The organism is Streptomyces sp. BK208 (genome assembly GCF_004364245.1).
GTDB lineage: Bacteria > Actinomycetota > Actinomycetes > Streptomycetales > Streptomycetaceae > Streptomyces.
Map to the genome: position 1 here is coordinate 20932 of NZ_SOAV01000015.1, position 22482 is coordinate 43413.

Consider the following 22482-nt stretch of genomic DNA (forward strand, 5'->3'; position numbering starts at 1 on the left):
ACAGGCTCACGCCCTGATGCGCAGGCCGCGCGGGGTGGCGATGAACCCCGCCCCTTCCAGGAGGGGGCCGAACGGGGACGTCAGGGCCGCGGCGCCGTTGACGCGCTCCACGGTGACCGTGCCGAGGGAGCCGGCGCGGGCGGCCTCCGCGAGGGCCTCCGCGGCGGCTCGCAGCCGCGGGTCCTCGGTGGGCAGCCGGTCGGGGTCGGAGGGCCACAGCAGGAGCGTCTTGCCGCCGCGCTCCATGTAGAGCGCCGGTTCGCCCTCGACGAGCACCACCAGGGAGCCGGCCTTGCGGCCGGGCTTGTGCGTGGCACCGGCCGGTGGCTCAGGCCAGCCGAGGGCCGCGCCGTACGCGTTCGCCGGGTCGGCCGCCGCCAGGACGACGGCTCGGGGGCCGGCGGTCGTGCGGTCGCGCCGGGCTGGGAACGAGCTGTCGTACGGGCCGCGGGGGCCCGAGAAGCCGCCGTGCCCGCCACCTCCGCGCGGACCGCCGGCGCCCGGCTCGGCGTAGTCGCGCGGGGAGATGTAGTCCCCGCGGGACGGGGAACGGCCCAGGCCGTCGGGGTCGGCGAAGACGTCGTCGAAGCCGTCCGAGGGAGCTGTGCCGTCGGAGTGCTCGCGGCCCTCGGGCCCGAAGCCGCCGAAGGGGTCCGGAGCATCGGCCCCGCCGGACACGCCGTCGTCGAAGGAGCCGTAGGGGGAGTCGGCGGCCGGGCCGTCGGAGGCGCCGGACGCGGATCCGGTCCCGAAGCCGTCACCGGTGGGCTGCGCCTGCGCGGGCGCACTCTCCCCGCGCTCGCGGGCGTTCGCCACGGCACGCAGCCGGTCCACGGCTCCCTCCATGGCGAACTGCGCCGCCCCCAGACCCTCCACGACATAACCCCGCCGGGCCTGGCCGCTCTCCTCGAAGGCGGCCAGGACGCGGTACACCGCGGAGAAGCCGCCCTCCACGCCCTCCGCGGCGACGGCGCCGCGGGTGACCACACCGTGCCGGTCGAGGAGCGTACGGGCCAGGGCATGGGCGCGCACCGTGCCGTCCCCCTCGCGGGCCGGGAGCAGCGACCAGCGTCCCGCGACCGTCGGCGGGCCGCTGCGGGACGTCGGGCGGGCGGCCGCCGTCAGCGAGCCGTACCGCCCGCGCGGCACCGCGCGTTTGGCACGGTGGGCGGTGGATCCGGCGGTGCGTCCGGAGCCCAGCAGCGAGCGCAGGGGGGTGAGCGTGTCGTTCGTCAGCCGGCCCGACCAGGCGAGGTCCCACAGGGCGTCGGCCAGCTGGGGATCGGTGGCCTCGGGGTGGGTGGTGGCGCGGACCTGGTCGGCGATCTGGCGGAAGAACAGGCCGTACCCGCCCGAGAGAGCGGTCAGGACGGACTCGTGCAGGGCGGTCGTCTCCAGGGGATGCGGGGGCGGCAGGAGCAGGGGGGCCGCGTCCGCGAGGTAGAGGGAGACCCAGCCGTCCTTGCCGGGCAGAGAGCCCGCTCCGGCCCACACCAACTCACCGGCGGCCGTCAGCTCGTCCAGCATCGCGGGGGAGTAGTTGGCCACGCGCGAGGGGAGGACCAGCTTCTCCAGCGCGGAGGCGGGCACGGAGGCGCCCTGCAGCTGCTCGACCGCGCGCACCAGGCCGTCGATGCCGCGCAGCGCGTGTCCCTTGCCGATGTGCTGCCACTGGGGGAGGAACTGGCCGAGCGCGGCCGGCGCCACCGGCTCCAGCTCGTGCCGGAGCGCGGCCAGGGAACGGCGGCGCAGCCTGCGCAGCACGGTCGCGTCGCACCACTCCTGGCCGATCCCGGCCGGATGGAACTCGCCCTGCACCACCCGCCCCGTCCCGGCGAGCCGCTGCAGGGCGCCCTCGGTGACGGCCACGCCCAGACCGAAGCGGGCCGCCGCGGTGACCGACGTGAAGGGGCCGTGGGTGCGGGCATGGCGGGCGAGGAGGTCGCCGAGCGGATCCTTGACCGGCTCGGTGAAGGCCTCCGGCACACCGACGGGCAGCGCCGTGCCGAGCGCGTCGCGCAACCGGCCCGCGTCCTCGATCGCCGCCCAGTGGTCGGCGCCGGCGATCCGCACCCTGATCGCGCGGCGCGCCCGGGCCAGCTCCGGCGCCCACTGCGGCTCGGCGCCCCGCACGACCAGCTCCTCGTCCGTCAGCGGACCCAGCACCCGCAGCAGGTCGGCGACACCCTCGGCGTCCTTGATCCGGCGGTCCTCGGTGAGCCACTGCAGCTCGCGCTCCAGCTCGGTGAGCACCTCAGCGTCCAGCAGCTCGCGCAGCTCCGCCTGGCCGAGCAGCTCGGCCAGCAGCCGCGAGTCCAGGGACAGGGCGGCCGCCCGGCGCTCGGCGAGCGGCGAGTCGCCCTCGTACAGGAACTGGGCGACGTAGCCGAAGAGCAGGGAGCGGGCGAACGGCGACGGCTCCGGGGTGGTGACCTCGACCAGGCGGACCTTGCGGGCCTCCAGGTCGCCCATCAGCTCCACCAGGCCGGGCACGTCGAAGACGTCCTGGAGGCACTCGCGGACGGCTTCCAGGACGATCGGGAACGAGCCGTACTCGCTCGCCACCTCCAGCAGCTGCGCGGCCCGCTGGCGCTGCTGCCACAGCGGGGTGCGCTTGCCGGGGCTGCGGCGCGGCAGCAGCAGCGCGCGGGCGGCGCACTCGCGGAACCGGGACGCGAACAGTGCCGAGCCGCCCACCTGGTCGGTGACGACCCGGTCGACCTCGCCCTTGTCGAAGACGACGTCGGCCGCACCGACGGGAGCCTTCTCGGCGTCGTACTCCAGGCCGGGCTTCACGGGGTCCGCGTCCAGGAAGTCCATGCCCATCAGGTCGGCGTCCGGCAGCCGCAGCACGATGCCGTCGTCGGCGTGCATCACCTGGGCGTCCATGCCGTACCGCTCGGACAGGCGGGCGCCCAGGGCGAGGGCCCAGGGCGCGTGCACCTGGGCGCCGAAGGGGGAGTGGACCACGACCCGCCAGTCGCCCAGCTCGTCCCGGAAGCGCTCGACGACGATGGTGCGGTCGTCGGGGACGTGGCCGCAGGCCTCGCGCTGCTCGGCGAGATAGGCCAGCACGTTGTCCGCGGCCCAGGCGTCGAGGCCGGCGGCGACCAGGCGCAGCCGGGCGTCCTCCTTGGAGAGCGCACCGACCTCGCGCAGGAACGCGCCCAGCGCGCGGCCCAGCTCCAGAGGGCGCCCCAGCTGGTCGCCCTTCCAGAACGGCAGCCTGCCCGGCACGCCGGGCGCCGGGGAGACCAGCACCCGGTCGCGCGTGATGTCCTCGATCCGCCAGGAGCTGGTGCCCAGTGTGAAGACGTCCCCCACCCGGGACTCGTACACCATCTCCTCGTCCAGCTCGCCGACCCGGCCGCCGCCCTTCTTCGGATCGGCACCGGCGAGGAACACCCCGAAGAGCCCGCGGTCGGGGATCGTGCCCCCGGACGTCACGGCGAGCCGCTGCGCCCCCGGGCGGCCGGTGACCGTGCCGGCGATCCGGTCCCACACCACGCGCGGGCGCAGCTCGGCGAAGGCGTCGGAGGGATAGCGGCCCGCGAGCATGTCCAGGACGGCGGTGAAGGCCGACTCCGGCAGCGAGGCGAACGGCGCGGCGCGGCGGACGGTGGTGAGGAGGTCGTCTACCTGCCAGGTGTCCAGCGCGGTCATCGCCACGAGCTGCTGGGCCAGCACGTCCAGCGGGTTCGCCGGGATTCTCAGCGCTTCGATGGCGCCACTGCGCATGCGCTCGGTGACCACGGCCGACTGCACCAGGTCGCCGCGGTACTTGGGGAAGACCACACCCGTGGAGACCGCGCCGACCTGGTGCCCCGCGCGGCCGACACGCTGGAGACCGGAGGCGACGGAGGGCGGCGACTCGACCTGGATCACCAGGTCGACGGCGCCCATGTCGATGCCCAGCTCCAGGCTGGAGGTGGCGACGACGGCGGGCAGCCGGCCGGCCTTGAGGTCCTCCTCGACCAAGGCCCGCTGCTCCTTGGAGACCGAGCCGTGGTGGGCGCGGGCGATCACCGAGGGGGCGCCCTGGGCGGCGCCGGAGCCGCCCATCAGCTCGGCTGGGGAGTGGTGCTCGTCCAGGGGCTCGCCGGTCGCGCGCTCGTACGCGATCTCGTTGAGCCGGTTGCACAGGCGCTCGGCCAGCCGCCGGGAGTTGGCGAAGACGATCGTCGAGCGGTGCGACTGGACCAGGTCGGTGATCCGCTCCTCGACGTGCGGCCAGATCGACGGGCGCTCAGCGCCCTCGTCACCGTCCGCGACGGGGGAGCCGCCCAGCTCGCCGAGGTCCTCGACCGGGACGACGACGGACAGGTCGAACTCCTTGCCGGACTCCGGCTGGACGATCTCCACCTTGCCGCGCGGAGCCAGGAACCGGGCGACCTCGTCCACGGGGCGGACCGTCGCCGACAGCCCGATGCGGCGGGCGGGCTTCGGCAGCAGCTCGTCCAGCCGCTCCAGGGTGAGCGCCAGATGTGCGCCGCGCTTGGTGCCCGCGACGGCGTGCACCTCGTCCAGGATCACCGTCTCGATGCCGGTCAGCGCGTCGCGCGTGGCCGACGTCAGCATCAGGAAGAGGGACTCCGGGGTGGTGATCAGGATGTCCGGCGGCCGGGTGGACAGGGCGCGGCGCTCGGCGGGCGGAGTGTCGCCGGAGCGGATGCCCACCTTGACCTCGGGCTCGGGCAGGCCGAGGCGCACCGACTCCTGGCGGATGCCGGTCAGCGGACTGCGGAGGTTGCGCTCCACGTCGACGGCGAGGGCCTTGAGCGGGGAGACGTACAGGACGCGGCAGCGCTTCTTGGGATCGGCGGGCGGAGGCGTGGAGGTCAGCTGGTCCAGCGCGGCGAGGAAGGCGGCCAGCGTCTTGCCGGACCCGGTGGGGGCGACCACCAGGACGTCCGAACCCTGGGAGATGGCCTGCCACGCGCCCGCCTGGGCGGAGGTGGGCGCGGAGAAGGCACCCGTGAACCAGCCGCGGGTCGCGGGGGAGAAGCCGTCCAGGGCTCGGTGTGCGGAGCTGACCATGGATCCATCGTGCACCCGGCCACTGACATTCGGCCCGAGCCGGGCGTACGGGCCGTGCCCTCGCCGGTGCCGGGCGCCCGGCCGGCCGGGCGTCGAGACCGCTCGCGCGGGCCGGACGTGCGCGGGTGTCCGAGCCGTGTCCGGGGCCGGCCAGCCGCCTGCCCGTCGAGTCCGGGGCCGACCGTCGAGTCCGGCCCGTGCGGTCGCCCGGCGCGTGCGGTCTCCCGGGCGTGAGGTGAGGCGGGGCGGGTGGCGGAGAATGGACGGCATGGCGGGAACAGGTGAGCGGGCACGGCACTGGCGGTACGCGGAGCTGCCGGACGTGGACCTGCTCCGCGCCCAGTACATACGCAAGACCTTCGTGCGCCACACGCACGAGCACTTCGTCATCGCCGCCATCGCCGACGGCGTGGAGGTCTTCCACCACGGCGGCGGCGACCAGTACGCCGGGGCCGGCTCGCTCGCCCTGGTCAACCCGGACACGCCGCACACCGGGCGGGCCGGCGTGCCGGAGGGGTGGCGGTACGGGGCCGTCTACCCGGCGCCCGAGCTGGTGGCCGCGATCGCGGCGGAGACGACGACGCTGCGCGGGACGCCGGGGTTCGTCCGCCCGGTGCTCGACGACCCGTACACCGTCGAGCTGGTGCACCGCGTGCTGCGGGCCGCCGACGAAGGGAACGCGCTCGCCGCCGACACCCTGCTGCGGGTGGCGGTGACCCGGCTGCTGCGTCTGAACGGCGGTCGGCTGCCACGGCGCCCGGTACGCACGGCCGGAGACGGGACGGCGGCACGCGCGCGTGCCGTGCTGGAGGAGCGGATGGCCGACCCGCCGAGCCTGGAGCGGCTCGCCGCGGAACTCGGGACCAGCCCGTTCGCGCTGCTGCGGGCCTTCCGCGCCGCCTACGGAATGCCGCCCCACACCTGGCTGACGGACGCCCGGGTGCGTCGGGCGCGGCGGCTGCTGGACACCGGGACGGCCCCGGCCGAGGCCGCCGTCGCCGTGGGGTTCACCGACCAGCCGCACCTCAACCGGCACTTCGCGCGGATCGTCGGGGTGCCGCCCGGTGCCTACCAACGCGAGCGCAAGAACGTACAAGACGCGCCGCGGGAGCTGTTCCTACCGTTCGAGGCGTGAGAGAACAGACAGCCCTTCCCGACGTGTCCGGGGCCGATGCGGACGGCGGCAAGCCGGACGCCGCCGTCGTACGCGACGCCCTGGGGGTGGGAGTCGCCGTCGGACTGTCCGGGTTCGCCTTCGGGGTGACCTCGGCCGGCAGCGGACTCACCCTGGCCCAGACCTGCGCGCTCAGCCTCCTGGTGTTCACCGGCGCGTCCCAGTTCGCGCTCGTCGGCGCGCTCGCGGCCGGCGGCAATCCGCTCACCGCGGCGGCGGGGGCCTTCTTCCTCGGCGTGCGCAACGCCTTCTACGGGCTGCGTCTGTCCCAGTTGCTGGCCCTCCCGCGCGCGGTACGGCCGTTCGCCGCGCAGTGGGTCATCGACGAGACGACGGCCGTGGCGCTCGCCCAGCCCACCCGGCGCAGCGTCCGGATCGGCTTCACCGTCACCGGACTCACCCTGTACGTCCTGTGGAACCTCACCACCCTGCTCGGCGCGCTGGGCGCGGAGGCCATCGGGGACACCGACACCTGGGGCCTGGACGCGGCCGGTCCCGCGGTCTTCCTCGCGCTGCTCGCGCCGATGCTGAAGGACAGCACCGAGCGCACGGTCGCGGCGCTGGCCGTCCTCCTGGGGCTCGGTCTGCTGCCCGTGCTGCCCGCCGGCGTGCCCGTCCTGGTGGCGGCGCTGGCGGCACCCCTCGTGCTCTGGGCGCGCGGACGCCGCGCAGGGGGCGCCGGTGAGGACATGGGTCGTGGGGGAGCCGAAGGGGAGGACGGGCGATGAGCGTGTGGATCGCCATCGGCGTGACCGCGGTGGGCTGCTACGCCGTCAAGCTCCTGGGGCTGCTGGTGCCCGCGGGCGCTCTGGAACGCCCCCTGGTCCGGCGGCTCGCCGCGCTGCTGCCCGTCGCCCTCCTCGCGGCGCTCACCGCCCAGCAGACCTTCGCCGACGGCCGGACCCTCGTGCTGGACGCGCGGGCCGCGGGCGTCGCCGCGGCGGCGGTCGCGCTGCTGCTGCGGGCGCCGTTCCTGCTCGTCGTCGCCGCCGCCGTGGCCGTCACCGCCGGTGTACGTGCCGTGGGCGGCTAAGGGCGCACGGTGGCGTCCGGGTCAGCCGAGGGGGCGGCCGTACGCCCCGAGCGTGCGCAGGGCCTCGATCGTCACCCTGGCGCGCGCCTCCAGCGCCGGGGCGGGCGCCCATCCGTGCCGACCGACGGGCCAGCCGCCGTCCTCCTCCTGCCGGGCCGCGAGGAAGTCCAGGGAGCGGGCCATCTCCTCGTCGGTGAACCACGCGCGCGCGAGCGAACGCGGGTCCCCGGCGTAGTCGTGCGGGAAGCGGCGCCCGCCCGGCGCGCAGCCGCTGAGGTCCGGGTCCGCGCCGGGAGCGTCCGGGGCCGGCACGGCGAGGTGGCGCTCGCGCACCAGGCGGCCCAGCCGGTCGGCCGCGGCCCGCGCGCGCGGGCGGTCCACGGCCGTGTCCAGGAAGGCCAGGGCGGCCTCGACCTCGTACGGGTCCGAGGGCTCCAGGGACTCGGCCGCCTGCCAGCAGAAGTCGGTGGCGCGGAACAGCCAGGCGTGCCAGACCCCGTTCCGGTGCAGCAGCCCGACCACCGGCCCGGTGACGAGCAGCGCGCCCGGGGGGTCGGCCACGACCGGCACACGGGGTGCGAGCGGATGCCCGAGCCCGTCCGCGCGGACCACCGGAAGGGCGCCGTCCGGGGTGGACACGGAGGTCAGGTAGCGGCACACCCGCTCGACACGCTGCCCGCCGCAGCGGCCGACGGCGTCCAGGACGCGCAAGGCGTACGCGGTGTGCAGCGGCTGGCTGACCGGACCGCGCACGTCGGGCTCCAGGGCGTGGCCGTACCCGCCGTCCGCGTTGCGGTACGCGTCGAGAGCGGTCTCCACCGGGTCGGGATCCCCGCCACGGAAGTGGTACGCGAACAGCCGCTGCTCCAGTACGCGCGCGGTGAGCCACACGAAGCGCTCCGCGCGCGCGAGCGGTGAGCGCGGGCCGGAGGGGCGCGCGTCCGGGAGTCGCGGGTCCGAGGGGCCGGGGACCGCGCGGTCGGGAGTCGCGCGCGGTGGGATCGCGGGGAGGGGGGACGCTCCGGGTTCGGCCATGGAACAGACCGTAGGCCGGGAAGCGGTCATCGCAGGTGGCCTTGGCTCGGGGCCCACCCCAGGGGCGCAATACTGGGGGCATGCGGTTGACGGTCTTCTGGGAGCGGATGACGGATCACTTCGGTCCGGGGTACGCCGACACCTTCGCGCGCGATCACGTGATGGCGGAGCTGGGCGGGCGTACCGTGCACGAGGCGCTGGACGCCGGCTGGGACGCCAAGGACGTGTGGCGGGTGGTGTGCACCGTCATGAACGTGCCGCGGGAACAGCGGTGACGGTCCGGGAAGATCGGGGAACGGGGCTTTCCCGTCGGCGGCGTGGGCGAGACTTGCTCCGTGGCATCCACTGACGAGACCGGGCAGGCGACCCGGCACGCGACCCCGGCGGGCACGACGCCGCCCGCCGGCCCCCCGGCCGACGGCGCCGGCACCGGGCAGGGCGCCCGCATGCCGCGCTGGCTGCCGCGCGCCATGGTGCTGGCCCTCGCCCTCATCGCCGCCTTCCAGCTGGGCAGCTGGGCCTTCCACCAGCTCACCGGGCTGCTGATCAACGTCCTCATCGCGTTCTTCCTGGCCCTGGCCATCGAACCGGCGGTGAGCTGGATGGCCGCGCGCGGCCTGCGCCGCGGGTTCGCCACGTTCCTGGTCTTCCTCGCCGTGCTGGTCGCCGCCGCCGGGTTCGTCACCCTGCTCGGCTCCATGCTCGCCGGGCAGATCGTCAAGATGGTCGAGGACTTCCCGGACTACCTCGACTCCGTCATCAACTGGGTCAACGGCCACTTCCACACCGAGCTGCGGCGGGTGGACATCCAGGAGGGCCTGCTCCGCTCCGACTGGCTGCGCAACTACGTGCAGAACAGCGCGACGGGCGTCCTGGACGTGTCGGCCCAGGTCCTCGGCGGCCTCTTCCAGCTGCTGACGATCCTGCTGTTCTCGTTCTACTTCGCCGCCGACGGCCCCCGGCTGCGGCGCGGCCTCTGCTCCGTCCTGCCGCCCGCCCGCCAGGCCGAGGTCCTGCGCGCGTGGGAGATCGCCGTGGACAAGACCGGCGGCTACCTGTACTCACGCGGGCTGATGGCGCTGGTCTCGGGCGTCGCGCACTACGTCCTCCTGGAGATCCTCGGAGTGCCCTACGCCCCGGCGCTCGCCGTGTGGGTGGGCCTGGTGTCCCAGTTCATCCCGACCATCGGCACCTACCTCGCGGGCGCCCTGCCCATGCTGATCGCGTTCACGGTCAATCCCTGGTACGCGCTGTGGGTGCTGGTCTTCGTGGTGATCTACCAGCAGTTCGAGAACTACGTGCTGCAGCCCAAGCTCACCTCCAAGACCGTGGACATCCATCCCGCGGTCGCCTTCGGCTCGGTCATCGCGGGCACCGCCCTGCTCGGCGCGGTCGGCGCGCTGATCGCCATCCCGGCGGTCGCCACACTGCAGGCGTTCCTCGGGGCGTACGTCAAGCGCTACGACGTCACGGACGACCCGCGCGTCCACGGGCGGCGGACCCGCAGGCCGGGGACAGGGAGGCCCACGCGTCTGCGCACCCTGTGGTCCCGGCGCCCGGAACAGGGGCGCCCGGAGGTGGAGGGACGGGAGGAGACCGGGGACGGCGGATCCTCCTGAGGAGCGACGCCTGCCGACCGGGGGCGCGCCCCGCCCGCAGGTGAGAGCGGCCCGGGTCCAGGCGCCGACGACGGCAGCGCCGTAGCGGCGCACCGCCCGGTCCGGGCTCCTCCGAGGCCCGCCTCCGCGTCCGGGAGCCCGGTCCGCAGGGTGGGGAGACGTACGCTCGGAAGAGCCGTGTGGCGCGCTTGACACGAAAATCGAACATCCATTCTCATGGAGGCTCCGGCAGGGCTCTTGACGGGTGATTCGAGTGGGTTCAGGGAGATAAGTCCCCGAGTTATCCACAGGCCGGACCCGCATCGGGGCCCATTGTCAGTGGCAGGCATTAGCGTCTTTGACGTGAAGCGATCGAATCAAGCAAACCGGGTGGAACCCATGGCAGGAACCGACCGCGAGAAGGCCCTGGACGCCGCGCTCGCACAGATTGAACGGCAGTTCGGCAAGGGCGCGGTCATGCGCATGGGCGAGCGGCCGAACGAGCCCATCGAGGTCATCCCCACCGGGTCGACCGCGCTCGACGTGGCCCTCGGCGTCGGCGGCCTCCCGCGCGGCCGTGTCGTGGAGGTCTACGGCCCCGAGTCCTCCGGCAAGACGACCCTGACCCTGCACGCGGTGGCGAACGCGCAGAAGGCCGGCGGCCAGGTCGCGTTCGTGGACGCCGAGCACGCCCTCGACCCCGAGTACGCCAAGAAGCTCGGCGTCGACATCGACAACCTGATCCTCTCCCAGCCGGACAACGGCGAGCAGGCCCTGGAGATCGTGGACATGCTGGTCCGCTCCGGCGCCCTCGACCTCATCGTCATCGACTCCGTCGCCGCGCTCGTCCCGCGCGCGGAGATCGAGGGCGAGATGGGTGACAGCCACGTCGGTCTGCAGGCCCGTCTGATGAGCCAGGCCCTGCGGAAGATCACCAGCGCGCTCAACCAGTCGAAGACCACCGCGATCTTCATCAACCAGCTCCGCGAGAAGATCGGCGTGATGTTCGGCTCCCCGGAGACCACGACCGGTGGCCGGGCGCTGAAGTTCTACGCCTCCGTGCGCATCGACATCCGCCGCATCGAGACGCTCAAGGACGGCACGGACGCGGTCGGCAACCGCACCCGCTGCAAGGTCGTCAAGAACAAGGTCGCGCCGCCCTTCAAGCAGGCCGAGTTCGACATCCTCTACGGCCAGGGCATCAGCCGTGAGGGCGGTCTGATCGACATGGGCGTGGAGCACGGCTTCGTCCGCAAGGCCGGCGCCTGGTACACGTACGAGGGCGACCAGCTCGGCCAGGGCAAGGAGAACGCGCGCAACTTCCTGAAGGACAACCCCGACCTGGCGAACGAGATCGAGAAGAAGATCAAGGAGAAGCTGGGCGTCGGCGTGCGTCCCGAGGAGCCGGCCACCGAGTCCGGCGCGGACGCCGCCTCCGCCGCCACGGCCGACGCCGCACCGGCGGTGCCCGCTCCCGCGACCGCCAAGGCCACCAAGTCCAAGGCCGCGGCAGCCAAGAGCTGATCCGTGACCCGACGAACCGACTGGGCCGAGTACGCGAGCGGCTCCGCCGGGCCGGACGACGACGCGTACGGGGCGGCTGCGGCCCCGTACGGGACGGACCCTTCCGCCGGGGACTCCCGCGAGGACGGTGAGGCGCGCCGCGGTGACGGCGAGGCGCGCCGCGGCGGAGGACGGGGCCGTGCTGCCGGCGGCACACGCGGGCGCCGGCGGCACACGCGCGCGGAGCCGTCCGCCGAGGACGGAGGTGCCACTTCCTCGTCGAGGGCCGAGAAGGGGGAGCCTCCGCGGGACCCGGTCGAGCAGGCACGGGCGATCTGCCTGCGCCTGCTGACCGGGACCCCGCGCACCCGCAGACAGCTGGCGGACGCCCTGCGCAAGCGGGAGATCCCCGACGAGGCCGCGGAGGAGGTGCTGTCCAGGTTCGAGGAGGTCGGCCTGATCAACGACAGTGCCTTCGCGGAGGCCTGGGTGGAGTCCCGCCATCACGGCCGCGGGCTGGCCAGACGCGCCCTCGCCCGCGAGCTGCGCACCAAAGGCGTCGACGCCACCCTCATCGACGCGGCGGTGTCCCACCTGGACAGCGAGCAGGAGGAGGAGACCGCGCGCGACCTGGTCGCCCGCAAGCTGCGAGCCACCCGGGGTCTCGACCGGGACAAGAGGCTGCGCCGCCTCGCCGGCATGCTCGCCCGCAAGGGCTACCCCGAGGGCATGGCCCTTCGGGTGGTCCGCCGGGCGCTGGAGGAGGAGGGCGAGGACACGGAGTACCTCGACGGCGAGGGCTTCTGACGCTCCGTCAACCCGAGGGCGCGAGGGCGGGCCGGGCAGACAAGGCGGTCGAGGAGCGCACCGCGCAGGATCGCCCTGCGCTCCCCGAAGGGATCCGCCTGATCACCGAGGCCAACGCGGACACGGCGCCCCCGTACTGCCCCGCCGACTACTGAGACGGCAGGGTCACCGGCAGGCCCGCCGCGCGCCAGGCCTGGAAGCCGCCGACCAGATCGGTGGCCCGGTGCAGCCCCAGACGGTGCAGTGATTCCGCCGCCAGGCTGGAGGCGTAACCCTCGTTGCACACCACGACCACCCGCACGTCGTGGTCCTTCGCCTCGGGGAGACGGTGGCTGCCCTGCGGATCCAGACGCCATTCCAGTTCGTTGCGTTCGACCACCAGGGCGCCGGGAATGACGCCGTCCCGTTCACGCAGTGCGGCGTACCGGATGTCGACGAGGAGCACGGTGCCGGCCTCGGCGGCGTCATAGGCATCCCGCGGTGCGATCCGCCGGTAGCCGGCGCGTACGCGTTCCAGCAGCGCGTCGATTCCCGTGGGTTCGCTCACTGCCAGTCCTGGGGGCGCTCGACCTGCTCCAGCCGAAGGGTCTGCCCGCTGCGGCTGTAGCGGCGGATCTGCGGCAGGGGCGGGTAGTAGGCGTGCACCGACACCGCGTGGTGGCCGGAGGACTCGTTGAGGACCTCGTGCACGTGGTGCCGGCCGAAGGCGCGCCCCTTGCCGGCGGTCAGCCGGCGCTGCCGGTCCACACCGTCGCTGAGTTCCAGGGTCTTCCAGCCGTCGGTGGGCAGCCGGGCGGCGAGCGCGTTCTCCTTGAGTTCGCCCACGGCGGTCACGAAGGCGCCCACGGAGTCGGCGTGGTCGTGCCATCCGGTGCCCGTGCCCGGCGGCCAGCCGATGAGCCAGGCCTCGCTGCCGCCGGGACCCGCGAGCCGCACCCAGGTGCGGCCCTCGGGGTCGAGCGGCAGGGAGTCGATCAGATCGGTGTCGGCCGCCGCACGCCGTACGAAGTCGAAAAGCTCGGCCTGCGTAGGGGCGGCCGCGGAGGCGGAGGCGGAGGGGGAGACGGGAGAGAGGGAGGGGAGGGACACGGGTACCGTCCTGGGAGTTCGCGAGGAAGCGCGCGGCGGCACGTCCGAGCGGCGGCGCGCGCGTGACAGAAGGGGTGCGAATCAGCAGGACGGGCGACACACGCAGCCCGCATAGCGGACGAGGTCCATATGGACCCTCCGCCACAGGCGCACACAGGTGTCGGTCACGATCCGGAGTAGACCATGACGGTGCGGACCGGTCAACTCGCCGTCACCATGCGGACACCGACGGACCGACGGGCGACCGACGGCCGGGAACCGTCGGCGGACCGCCCCGGGGCCGGGGCGCGGACCCCGGGCCGTGCGGTCCGGGGCCGCTCGGGGCGTCTCAGCGCGTCCCGGCCGCCGCTCCCGCCCCCTCGCCGGCTTGCGCTCCGGCCGCCGTCCCGCCCAGCGCGCTCTCCGCGGCCGCGTAGAGGTCGGCCGGACGCACCCCGTTCAGGGCCGTGACCAGATGGCCGTCGGGCCGCACCAGCAGCACCGTGTGCGCCGCCGCCCCCGGGTAGCTCTCGGCGACCAGCAACTCGGCGCGGTGGGGCAGCGCCGTGACCGCGGCCGCCAGCCGGGGCATGATCCCGGCCGTCACCCAGTGCTTGCGCTCCCACACCCCGGTGCCCGGCGCGATCAGCACCACCAGCAGCGCCCCGCGCCCGAGCCGGTCGCGCAGCCGTACGAAGGTGCCGTCCTCCGCCGTGACCCGCACATCGGCGACCGGCGCCCCGGGCGCGGTGCCGACCGACACGTCCCCGTCGAGGGCGTCGGGCGCGAGGGACGAGTCGGCGTACGTCCCCGGCGCGCCCAGCGTCCCGCGGCCGAGGTGACCGTCCGTCAGCAGCGCGTCGTTGCCGCGGGAGGAGCCGGGGACGTAGGAACGCAGTCCGCCGCCGCCGCGCAGCAGCGGGAGCACCTGGTCGGCGGCGCGCAGTCGCGCCGAGATCGCCGCCCGGCGCTCCTCCTGGTAGCTGTCCAGCAGGGCCTCGCGAGGACCGTGGTGCCAGGCCAGGGCCAGCTTCCAGGCGAGGTTGTCGGCGTCCAGCAACCCCTCCTCGAGGCCCTGCGTGCCCAGCGCGCCCAGCAGGTGCGCAGCGTCCCCGGCGAGCAGCACCCGGCCCACCCGCCAGCGGCGGGCCAGGCGGTGGTGGACCGTGTGGACGCCGGTGTCGAGGAGCTCGTACGCCGGGGTCGCACCGTCGGCCCAGCCGGTCAGGGTCTCCCGGACCCGGTTCACCAGGAGTTCCGGTGTGACCAGGTCCTTGCCGGGCGGCAACAGCCAGTCCAGGCGCCACACGCCGTCCGGCAGCGGGCGGGCGACGACCTCTCCGGCCGACGGGCCGGTCGTGCGCCACGGCGGCATCCGGTGGAGCAGTGCCTCGTCGGTCCACGGGAGTTCGGTGCGCAGGGCGGCGACGGCGTATCGTTCCACCGCCGTACGGCCGGGGAAGCGGATGTCCTGGAGCTTGCGGACGGTGGAGCGGGGGCCGTCGCAGCCGATCAGGTAACTGCCGCGCCACCAGGTGCCGGCCGGGCCGCGGGTGTGGGCCGTGACGCCGGACTTCTCCTGCTCGACGCCGTCCAGCCGGCTGTCCACGGCGATCCGGACGAGCCGCTCACCGGTGAGCGCCGTGCGCAGCACCCCGGTCAGCTCGTGCTGGGCGATGTGCAGCGGGGCCGGATCGGCGTCGCCGAACACGACCTCGCGCGTCACCTGCTTGCGCCGCATCGACCGCCATCCGGCCCAACGCGCACCGAGCCCCGTCAGCGGGGTGCCGGTCAGCCGCTCGACGAGGGCGACGGCCTCCTCGCGCAGCACGACGGTGCGCGCGGGGCGCGGTTCGTCCTTGCCCGGCCCCTCGTCGAGGACGACGCAGGGCACCTCCTGCCGCGCCAGCGCCAGGGCGAGCGTGAGCCCGACGGGCCCCGCTCCGGTGATGATCACCGGGTCCACGGTGCGGCGCCCCCTGCCCGTGGCGGTGTCCCGGAGGACGTGGGTGAACAGGACATTGGAGCAGGGTGCACGGTCACAGAACGTATGCAACCTATTGCCGCAGCTTGCGTCAAGCGACGGAGGCCGTGGCGATCATGCCACGACCTCCGTTGATGGTCATACGAGATGACCGAGTGTCAGCTGTGCTCGGGTGTGGTCAGACCTTGCCGACCGTCCCGGCGTCGGCGGTCTCCACGTCGTCCGCACTGAGCACCGCACCGGTCGACTTCTTCCCCCGCCGCAGCCGGCGCTCCAGCCAGCTCGCGAAGGAGGTGAGGGCGAAGTTGAGCGCGATGTAGATCACGGCGACCACGGTGTAGCTGGCGATCACGTTGGCGCCGTAGTAGCCGCTCATCGTGTTGGCCGAAGCCAGCAGCTCGGGGAAGGTGAGGATGGCGCCGCCGAGCGCGGTGTCCTTCAGGATCACCACGAGCTGGCTGACGATGGCCGGCAGCATCGCCGTGACCGCCTGCGGCAGCAGGATCAGCCGCATGACCTGGCCCTTGCGCAACCCGATCGCCATGGCGCCCTCCGCCTGGCCCCTGGGCAGGGCCAGGATGCCGGAGCGGACGATCTCGGCGAGGACGGAGGCGTTGTACAGCACCAGACCGGTGACGACGGCGTAGAGCGGGCGGTCGTCCGAGCTGACGTTCGTGTACTCGGCGAACAGCGCGAGACCGAAGATCATCAGGACCAGCACGGGGATGGACCGGAAGAACTCGACCACGATCGCGGCCGGCACCCGGACCCACCGGTGGTCGGAGAGCCGGGAGATGCCCAGCACGGCCCCCAGCGGCAGGGCGATGACCACGGCCAGTACCGCGGCCTTCAGGGTGTTCTGCAGACCCGGCCAGATGTACGTCGACCACGCCTCGGTGCCGGTGAAGAACGGCTTCCACAGGGCCCACTCCAGCTGCCCCTTGTCGTCGAGGGTGCTGAACACCCACCACAGCAGGGCGGCGAAGGCGACCAGGAAGACGACCGTGAAGAGGATGTTGCGACGCTTGGCGCGGGGGCCCTGTGCGTCGTAGAGGACCGAGCTCATCGCTTCACCGCCACCTTCTTGCCCACCCAGCCGAGGATCAGGCCGGTCGGCAGCGTCAACACCACGAACACGAGAGCGATGACCGCGGAGATGAGCAGCAGCTGCGCCTCGTTCTCGATCATTTCCTTCATCAGCAGCGCCGTCTCCGCCACACCGATGGCGGCGGCGACCGTGGTGTTCTTGATCAGCGCGATCAGCACGTTCGCCAGCGGAACGACGGACGAGCGGAACGCCTGCGGCAGCACCACCAGCCGGAGCACCTGCCCGAAGCTCAGCCCGAGGGCCCGGGCCGCCTCCGCCTGGCCGACCGGCACCGTGTTGATGCCGGAGCGCAGCGCCTCGCACACGAAGGACGACGTGTAGAGGATCAGGCCCAGGACGGCGAGCCGGAAGTTGATCGTCTCGAAGTCGTTGCCCCCGCCGAGGGTGACCCCGAGCGTCTGGTTCAGTCCCAGCGACGCGAACAGAATGATCACCGTCAGCGGAATGTTCCGCACGATGTTCACGTACGCGGTTCCGAAAGCGCGCATCAACGGAACCGGGCCGACCCGCATGGCGGCCAGCATGGTGCCCCAGATCAGGGAGCCGACGGCCGAGAGCACAGCGAGCTGCACTGTCGTCCAGACGGCACCCGCCAGGTCGTAATCCTGAAGAAAGTCGAACACGATCTCCCGCGCTTCCGGGTGTAGGGATGCCCGCCCCGGTGCGCCGCCCCTGGTGTGGGGCGGCGCACCCTGTCAGGCCCGGCCTCAGCTCTTGATGTCGCCGATCTTCGGCGCGGGCTCGTTCTTGTAGTTGGCCGGGCCGAAGTTGTCCTTGACGGCCTTGTCCCAGGACTTGTCCGCGACCATGTCCTCAAGGGCCTTGTTGATCTTGTCCTTGAGGTCGCTGCCCTTCTTGACGCCGATGCCGTAGTTCTCGTTCGTCAGCTTGAAGCCGCCGAGCTTGAACTTGCCCTTGAACTGCGACTGGGAGGCGTAACCGGCGAGGATCGAGTCGTCGGTGGTCAGCGCGTCGATGGCGCCGTTCTGCAGGCCGGGCAGGCAGGCCGAGTACGTCGGGTACGGCTGCAGCTGCGCCTTGGGGGCCAGCTTGTCCTTGATGTTCTGGGCCGAGGTCGAACCGGTGACCGAGCAGAGCTTCGCGTTGTTCAGGTCCTCCGGCGACTTGACCTTGTCGTCGTCGGCACGGAGCAGCACGTCCTGGTGGGCGAGCAGGTAGGGGCCGGCGAAGTCGACCTTCTCCTGGCGCTGCGGGGTGATCGAGTAGGTGGCGGCGATGAAGTCGACGTCGCCGCGCTGCAGCATGGTCTCGCGGTCGGCGCTCTTCGACTCCTTCCACTCGATCTGGTCCTCGGTGTAGCCGAGCTTCTTGGCGACGTACGTGGCGACGTCCACGTCGAAGCCCGCGTAGCCGTCCGGGGTCTTCTGGCCGAGGCCGGGCTGGTCGAACTTGATGCCGATGGTGATCTTCTTGCCGTCGCCGCCGGACGAGCCGCTGTCCTTGTCGTCGCCGCCGCACGCGGTGGCGGTCAGGGCGAGGGCGAGCACGGCGGCCGAGGCGGCGGAGACCTTGCGGAGCTTCATGGTGAACATCCTTTGGCTGTGATCGAGCTCCGATCGAGCGCGATCGGACGATCAGAGGATCAGGCGATCAGGTGATCAGGCGCGGCCGTCGACGGTGGCCGCCAGGGGCGGGCGATGCGGGACGCCGGAGCCGCCCCGGGACATCAGTGGTGCAGGATCTTCGACAGGAAGTCCTTGGCACGGTCGCTGCGCGGATTGCTGAAGAACTGGTCGGGCGTGGCCTCTTCGACGATGCGGCCGTCCGCCATGAACACCACGCGGTTGGCCGCCGAGCGGGCGAAGCCCATCTCGTGCGTGACGACGACCATGGTCATGCCGTCCTGGGCGAGCTGCTTCATCACCTCGAGCACCTCGTTGATCATCTCGGGGTCGAGGGCCGACGTCGGCTCGTCGAAGAGCATGACCTTCGGGTCCATGGCCAGCGCCCGCGCGATGGCGACACGCTGCTGCTGACCGCCGGAGAGCTGCGCGGGGTACTTGTCCGCCTGGGCGCCCACACCGACCCGGTCGAGCAGGGCGCGGGCCTTCTCCTCGGCTTTCTTGGCGTCGACCTTGCGGACCTTGACCTGGCCCAGGGTCACGTTCTCGAGCACCGTCTTGTGCGCGAAGAGGTTGAAGGACTGGAAGACCATGCCGACGTCGGCCCGCAGCCGGGCCAGCTCCTTGCCCTCGGCGGGCAGCGGCTTGCCGTCGATCGTGATCGAACCGTCGTCGATGCTCTCCAGACGGTTGACGGTGCGGCACAGGGTGGACTTGCCGGACCCCGAGGGGCCGATGACCACGACGACCTCGCCGCGGTGGATGGTCAGGTCGATGTCCTGGAGCACGTGCAACGCGCCGAAGTGCTTGTTGACACTCTTCAGGACGACCAGTTCGCCGGTCGCAGCCTTGTCTTCCTTGGCCACCGATACTTCGGTCATCGCTCTCGGGCTCCGTCCTCCTGGGTTTCGGAGGACAGTAGTGACCCGGGACACTCCGCGTCTCTACATCTGAGCGAGATCTGAGCATCACGATCCGATAGCAATCGGACACTGGTCGTAGCACTTGTGAGCTGGGCGCATATCGGCCGGGTAACTTCGAGCGGCCGCAACCGGAAGCCTCTTGACGCCGTCCCCTTACATCGGCGTCACTGCACAGGACGCACGCGCGCGTGCCCGCGGTTCCAGCCGCCCCGACACCCCGACCACCACCCGCTGCCGACACGAAACCGAAGGGAGCCCGGATGAGACTGCTGCTCGTCGAGGACGACAACCACGTGGCCGCCGCCCTGTCCGCGATCCTGGCACGGCACGGCTTCGACGTCACCCACGCGCGCAGCGGCGAGGAGGCACTCCAGGCGCTCGTCCCCGAGGGCGACGGCTTCGGCGTGGTCCTGCTCGACCTGGGCCTGCCCGACCAGGACGGCTACGAGGTCTGCGGCAAGATCCGCAAGCGCACCAGCACCCCGGTCATCATGGTCACCGCGCGCTCCGACGTACGCTCCCGCATCCACGGCCTCAACCTCGGCGCCGACGACTACGTGGTCAAGCCGTACGACACCGGGGAGCTGCTCGCCCGGATCCACGCCGTCAGCCGGCGAACCGCCCACGAGGACGCGACCGGGAGCACCGAGACCGTGGTCCGCCTCGGCGCCGTGCGGATCGACCTGCCGACCCGCCAGGTGAGCGTGGACGGCTCGGTCGTCCAGCTCACCCGCAAGGAGTTCGACCTGCTCGCCCTGCTCGCCCAGCGCCCCGGAGTGGTCTTCCGCCGCGAGCAGATCATCAGCGAGGTCTGGCGCACCAGCTGGGAGGGGACCGGGCGCACCCTGGAGGTGCACGTCGCCTCCCTGCGTTCCAAGCTGCACATGCCCGCGCTCATCGAGACCGTCCGCGGCGTCGGCTACCGCCTCGTCGCCCCCGCGGGTTAGCGGGGCCCGGTGAGCACACGCCTGCTCCCGCTGCTCATCGTCCTGATGGCGGCCGTCCTGCTCGCGCTCGGTGTGCCGCTCGGCGTCAGCGTCGCCCGCGCCGAGCAGCAGAAGGTCGTCATCGACCGCATCGACGACACGGCGCGCTTCGCCGCGCTCGCCCAGTTCGTCACGGAGGACGTGCCGGGCGGCGCGCCCCCGACCACCACGGACGAGCGCCTGGAGACCCTGCAGACCGAGCTGACCAGCTACTACGAGGTCTACGGCATCAAGGCGGGCGTCTTCTACCGCAACCACATCCCGATGGCCAACGCGCCCACGACGTGGTTCCTGCCCCAGACCGGAGAAGTCCGCGACTCCTTCGACGAAGCGCTGCTCAGCCGCCGCAGCCACGACCCCGCGCAGGTGTGGCCCTGGCAGGACGGCCGGCTCGTGGTGGCCTCACCGGTCATCCGGGACGGCGACGTGGTCGCGGTCGTGGTCACCGAGTCGCCGACCGACTCGATGCGCACGAGCACCCTGCGCGGCTGGCTGGTGATCGGTGCCGGGGAGTTCGCCGCCATGCTGCTCGCCGTCGGCGCCGCGCTCCGGCTCACCGGCTGGGTGCTCAGGCCGGTGCGGGTGCTCGACGCCACCACCCACGACATCGCCACCGGACGGCTCAAGTCCCGTGTCGCGCCGTCCGGGGGGCCGCCCGAGCTGCGACGCCTGGCCGGGTCCTTCAACGAGATGGCGGACCACGTGGAGGACGTGCTGGAGCAGCAGCGCGCCTTCGTCGCCGACGCCTCGCACCAGCTGCGCAACCCCCTCGCCGCGCTCCTGCTGCGCATCGAGCTGCTGGCCCTGGAGCTGCCCGAGGGGAACGAGGAGATCGCCTCCGTCCAGACCGAGGGCAAGCGTCTGGCCCGGGTCCTCGACGACCTGCTCGACCTGGCCCTGGCCGAGCACAGCCAGGCCGACCTCCAGGTCACCGACGTCGGCGCGCTGACCGCCGAGCGGGTGGCCGCGTGGGCGCCGACGGCCGAGGCCCAGGGCGTACGGCTGGTCGGCGACTGCCCGCCGACCACGGGCTGGGCCGACCCGGTGGCGCTGTCCAGCGCCCTGGACGCGGTCATCGACAACGCGGTGAAGTTCACGCCCCCCGACGAGACCGTGCGGGTCGAGGTCGCCTCCGCCGGGGACACCGCCACGGTCGTCGTCACCGACAACGGTCCCGGACTCACCGACGAGGAGCTCACGCGCGTGGGAGACCGTTTCTGGCGCAGTGGACGGCACCAGAACGTCAACGGCTCCGGCCTCGGCCTGTCCATCTGCCGGGCGCTGCTCGCGGCGGGCGACGGGTCGATCTCCTTCGGCCACCACGACCCGCACGGCCTTCAGGTCACGGTCACCGTGCCGAGGACCGGCACCGCACCCCAGGAGCCGGATCCGCCCTACGGCTTGACCGAGCGGTAGTAGCGCCGGGCGCCCTCGTGCAGCTCCAGCGGGTCGGTGTAGATCGCGGTGCGCAGGTCCACCAGCTGCGCGGAGTGCACATGCGCACCGATGCCGTCGCGGCTGTCGAGCACGGTCCTGGTCAGCCACTCGGTGAGCCGCGGATCGACGTCTGCGCGGGTCACCAGCAGGTTGGACACCGCCATGGTGGGCACCACGGCACCGTTCTGCACGGTGGGGTAGGCCGACTCCGGCATGTTGGTGGTGCGGTAGTAGCGGGTCGCGCCGCCGGACTCGTGCAGCTTGGTCACGAGGTCGTCGCCGATCGGCACGAAGCGGAACGCGGAGGTCTCCGCTATCTTCCGGAGACCGTCCGTCGGCACCCCGCCCGACCAGAAGAACGCGTCCAGCTCGTCGCCCAGCCGTCCGGGACCGGTGTCGATCCCGTCCGCCCGGGGCGTGATGTCCGTCTCCGGGTCGATGCCCACGGCCTTCAGCAGCCGGGTGGCGATCAGCCGGACCCCCGAGTTGGGCAGCCCTATGGCCACCCGCTTGCCGCGCAGGTCGGCCACCGACTGGATGTCCGAGCCGTTCGGCACCACCAACTGGACGTAGTCGTCGTAGAGCCGGGTGACCCCGCGCAGCTCCTCGGCGCCCGGGTTGCCGGCCAGTTTGTACGTCTCGACCGCGTCGGCCGCGGCGATCGTGAAGTCGGCCTTCCCGGACGCCACCCGCTCGACGTTCTCCTGCGAGCCCGCGCTGGTCGTCAGCCGCACGTCCAGGTCCGGCATGTCCTTGCGCAGCTCGGCGCGCAGCAGCTCGCCGTACTTCTGGTAGACACCCGCGCGGGTGCCCGTGCTGAACGTGATGGTCCCGCTCGGCGGCTTCTCGCCCAACGGCAGCAGCCACCACAGCAGCAGCCCCAGCACGACGAAGCCGGCGAGCGCGCCCTGGACGGCGCGGCGCCTGCCGATACGGGGGAGCAGCGTGGACATGGGGCCGATCCTGCCAGCCCGCACCCGCACTGACCAGGGCCGAACTCACACGGCGACGCACCGCACCGGTCCCGACGTGCCCGGCGACCGCGCCACCGGGGGGTGGGGGGCGCACGGGGCCCGCAGACCGAGCGGACGCCGGGCGCCCGGTCCCGGCGTGGGACGACCCGGTACGGGACGTCGGGCGGCCGGTCCCGGGGTGGGACGACCCGGTACGGGACGTCGGCCGACCGGTCCCGGCGTGCGGCGCCCC

Annotated in this window: 20 protein-coding genes; 9 read left to right on the top strand and 11 right to left on the bottom strand. The window is 72.9% G+C overall.

The window, feature by feature from the left end:
• Positions 1-6 precede the first annotated feature (6 nt).
• Positions 7-5037 carry an ATP-dependent helicase gene (locus EV562_RS30500; RefSeq protein ID WP_133890083.1) on the bottom strand — a complete coding sequence of 1677 codons (5031 nt, stop codon included), beginning with the start codon at positions 5035-5037 and terminating at the stop codon, positions 7-9.
• 268 nt (positions 5038-5305) lie between these two features.
• Between EV562_RS30500 and EV562_RS30505 the strand changes: the two genes are divergently transcribed.
• From EV562_RS30505 to EV562_RS30515, 3 genes are read left to right on the top strand one after another with little or no spacing between them, the layout of a single operon-like run.
• Positions 5306-6172, top strand: a complete 867-nt coding sequence (locus EV562_RS30505; RefSeq protein ID WP_133890084.1) for an AraC family transcriptional regulator — start codon at positions 5306-5308, stop codon at positions 6170-6172.
• A complete protein-coding gene (locus EV562_RS30510; protein WP_133890085.1) occupies positions 6169-6939 on the top strand; it encodes an AzlC family ABC transporter permease in 771 nt (256 codons plus the stop codon). The genes EV562_RS30505 and EV562_RS30510 overlap by 4 nt, the downstream gene beginning before the upstream one ends.
• Positions 6936-7244, top strand: coding sequence for an AzlD domain-containing protein (locus EV562_RS30515; RefSeq protein WP_133890086.1), 309 nt, complete (start codon positions 6936-6938; stop codon positions 7242-7244). Before EV562_RS30510 ends, EV562_RS30515 begins: the two co-directional genes overlap by 4 nt.
• 21 nt (positions 7245-7265) lie before the next feature.
• On the opposite strand, the gene EV562_RS30520 is transcribed toward EV562_RS30515, so the two are convergent.
• Positions 7266-8279, bottom strand: a complete 1014-nt coding sequence (locus EV562_RS30520) for a hypothetical protein (protein WP_166662073.1) — start codon at positions 8277-8279, stop codon at positions 7266-7268.
• An 80-nt stretch (positions 8280-8359) separates the two neighbouring features.
• Here EV562_RS30520 and EV562_RS30525 point away from each other — a divergent pair, with 80 nt between their 5' ends.
• From EV562_RS30525 to recX, 4 genes are all read left to right on the top strand, one after another.
• On the top strand, positions 8360-8554 hold the full coding sequence (locus tag EV562_RS30525) for a DUF3046 domain-containing protein (RefSeq protein WP_007445009.1): 195 nt from the start codon (positions 8360-8362) through the stop codon (positions 8552-8554).
• Between the two features lie 60 nt (positions 8555-8614).
• Positions 8615-9898 carry an AI-2E family transporter gene (locus EV562_RS30530; protein WP_208298462.1) on the top strand — a complete coding sequence of 428 codons (1284 nt, stop codon included), beginning with the start codon at positions 8615-8617 and terminating at the stop codon, positions 9896-9898.
• 378 nt (positions 9899-10276) lie between these two features.
• Positions 10277-11401, top strand: coding sequence for a recombinase RecA (gene recA / locus EV562_RS30535; RefSeq protein WP_133890088.1), 1125 nt, complete (start codon positions 10277-10279; stop codon positions 11399-11401).
• 3 nt (positions 11402-11404) lie between these two features.
• Positions 11405-12187, top strand: coding sequence for a recombination regulator RecX (gene recX / locus EV562_RS30540; RefSeq protein ID WP_133890089.1), 783 nt, complete (start codon positions 11405-11407; stop codon positions 12185-12187).
• A gap of 148 nt (positions 12188-12335) precedes the next feature.
• On the opposite strand, the gene EV562_RS30545 is transcribed toward recX, so the two are convergent.
• The 8 genes from EV562_RS30545 to EV562_RS30575 all read right to left on the bottom strand — a co-directional run bounded on the left by EV562_RS30545 (position 12336) and on the right by EV562_RS30575 (position 18811).
• Positions 12336-12734: a rhodanese-like domain-containing protein gene (locus EV562_RS30545; protein WP_133890090.1), complete on the bottom strand. Its 399-nt coding sequence runs from the start codon at positions 12732-12734 to the stop codon at positions 12336-12338.
• On the bottom strand, positions 12731-13276 hold the full coding sequence (locus EV562_RS30550) for a cysteine dioxygenase (protein WP_133890091.1): 546 nt from the start codon (positions 13274-13276) through the stop codon (positions 12731-12733). The genes EV562_RS30545 and EV562_RS30550 overlap by 4 nt, the downstream gene beginning before the upstream one ends.
• Positions 13277-13357: 81 nt before the next feature.
• A complete protein-coding gene (locus EV562_RS36030) occupies positions 13358-13444 on the bottom strand; it encodes a putative leader peptide (protein ID WP_313960178.1) in 87 nt (28 codons plus the stop codon).
• Between the two features lie 160 nt (positions 13445-13604).
• Entirely contained in the window at positions 13605-15221 is a 1617-nt protein-coding gene (locus tag EV562_RS30555) for an FAD-dependent monooxygenase (RefSeq protein ID WP_133890092.1), read from the bottom strand.
• 196 nt (positions 15222-15417) lie between these two features.
• Positions 15418-16305 carry an amino acid ABC transporter permease gene (locus EV562_RS30560; protein ID WP_133890093.1) on the bottom strand — a complete coding sequence of 296 codons (888 nt, stop codon included), beginning with the start codon at positions 16303-16305 and terminating at the stop codon, positions 15418-15420.
• Positions 16302-16970 carry an amino acid ABC transporter permease gene (locus EV562_RS30565; protein ID WP_133890094.1) on the bottom strand — a complete coding sequence of 223 codons (669 nt, stop codon included), beginning with the start codon at positions 16968-16970 and terminating at the stop codon, positions 16302-16304. The genes EV562_RS30560 and EV562_RS30565 overlap by 4 nt, the downstream gene beginning before the upstream one ends.
• A gap of 84 nt (positions 16971-17054) precedes the next feature.
• Entirely contained in the window at positions 17055-17891 is an 837-nt protein-coding gene (locus EV562_RS30570) for a glutamate ABC transporter substrate-binding protein (RefSeq protein WP_133890095.1), read from the bottom strand.
• 143 nt (positions 17892-18034) lie between these two features.
• Positions 18035-18811 carry an amino acid ABC transporter ATP-binding protein gene (locus EV562_RS30575; RefSeq protein ID WP_133890096.1) on the bottom strand — a complete coding sequence of 259 codons (777 nt, stop codon included), beginning with the start codon at positions 18809-18811 and terminating at the stop codon, positions 18035-18037.
• Between the two features lie 302 nt (positions 18812-19113).
• Here EV562_RS30575 and EV562_RS30580 point away from each other — a divergent pair, with 302 nt between their 5' ends.
• Both EV562_RS30580 and EV562_RS30585 read left to right on the top strand, forming a co-directional pair.
• On the top strand, positions 19114-19800 hold the full coding sequence (locus EV562_RS30580; protein ID WP_133890097.1) for a response regulator transcription factor: 687 nt from the start codon (positions 19114-19116) through the stop codon (positions 19798-19800).
• A gap of 9 nt (positions 19801-19809) precedes the next feature.
• Positions 19810-21255, top strand: a complete 1446-nt coding sequence (locus EV562_RS30585) for a HAMP domain-containing sensor histidine kinase (RefSeq protein WP_133890098.1) — start codon at positions 19810-19812, stop codon at positions 21253-21255.
• Here the strand turns inward: EV562_RS30585 and EV562_RS30590 are convergent.
• Positions 21234-22229 (bottom strand): TAXI family TRAP transporter solute-binding subunit, encoded by a 996-nt coding sequence (locus tag EV562_RS30590; RefSeq protein ID WP_133890099.1) that lies wholly within the window; start codon positions 22227-22229, stop codon positions 21234-21236. The genes EV562_RS30585 and EV562_RS30590 overlap by 22 nt on opposite strands.
• Positions 22230-22482: the final 253 nt, after the last annotated feature.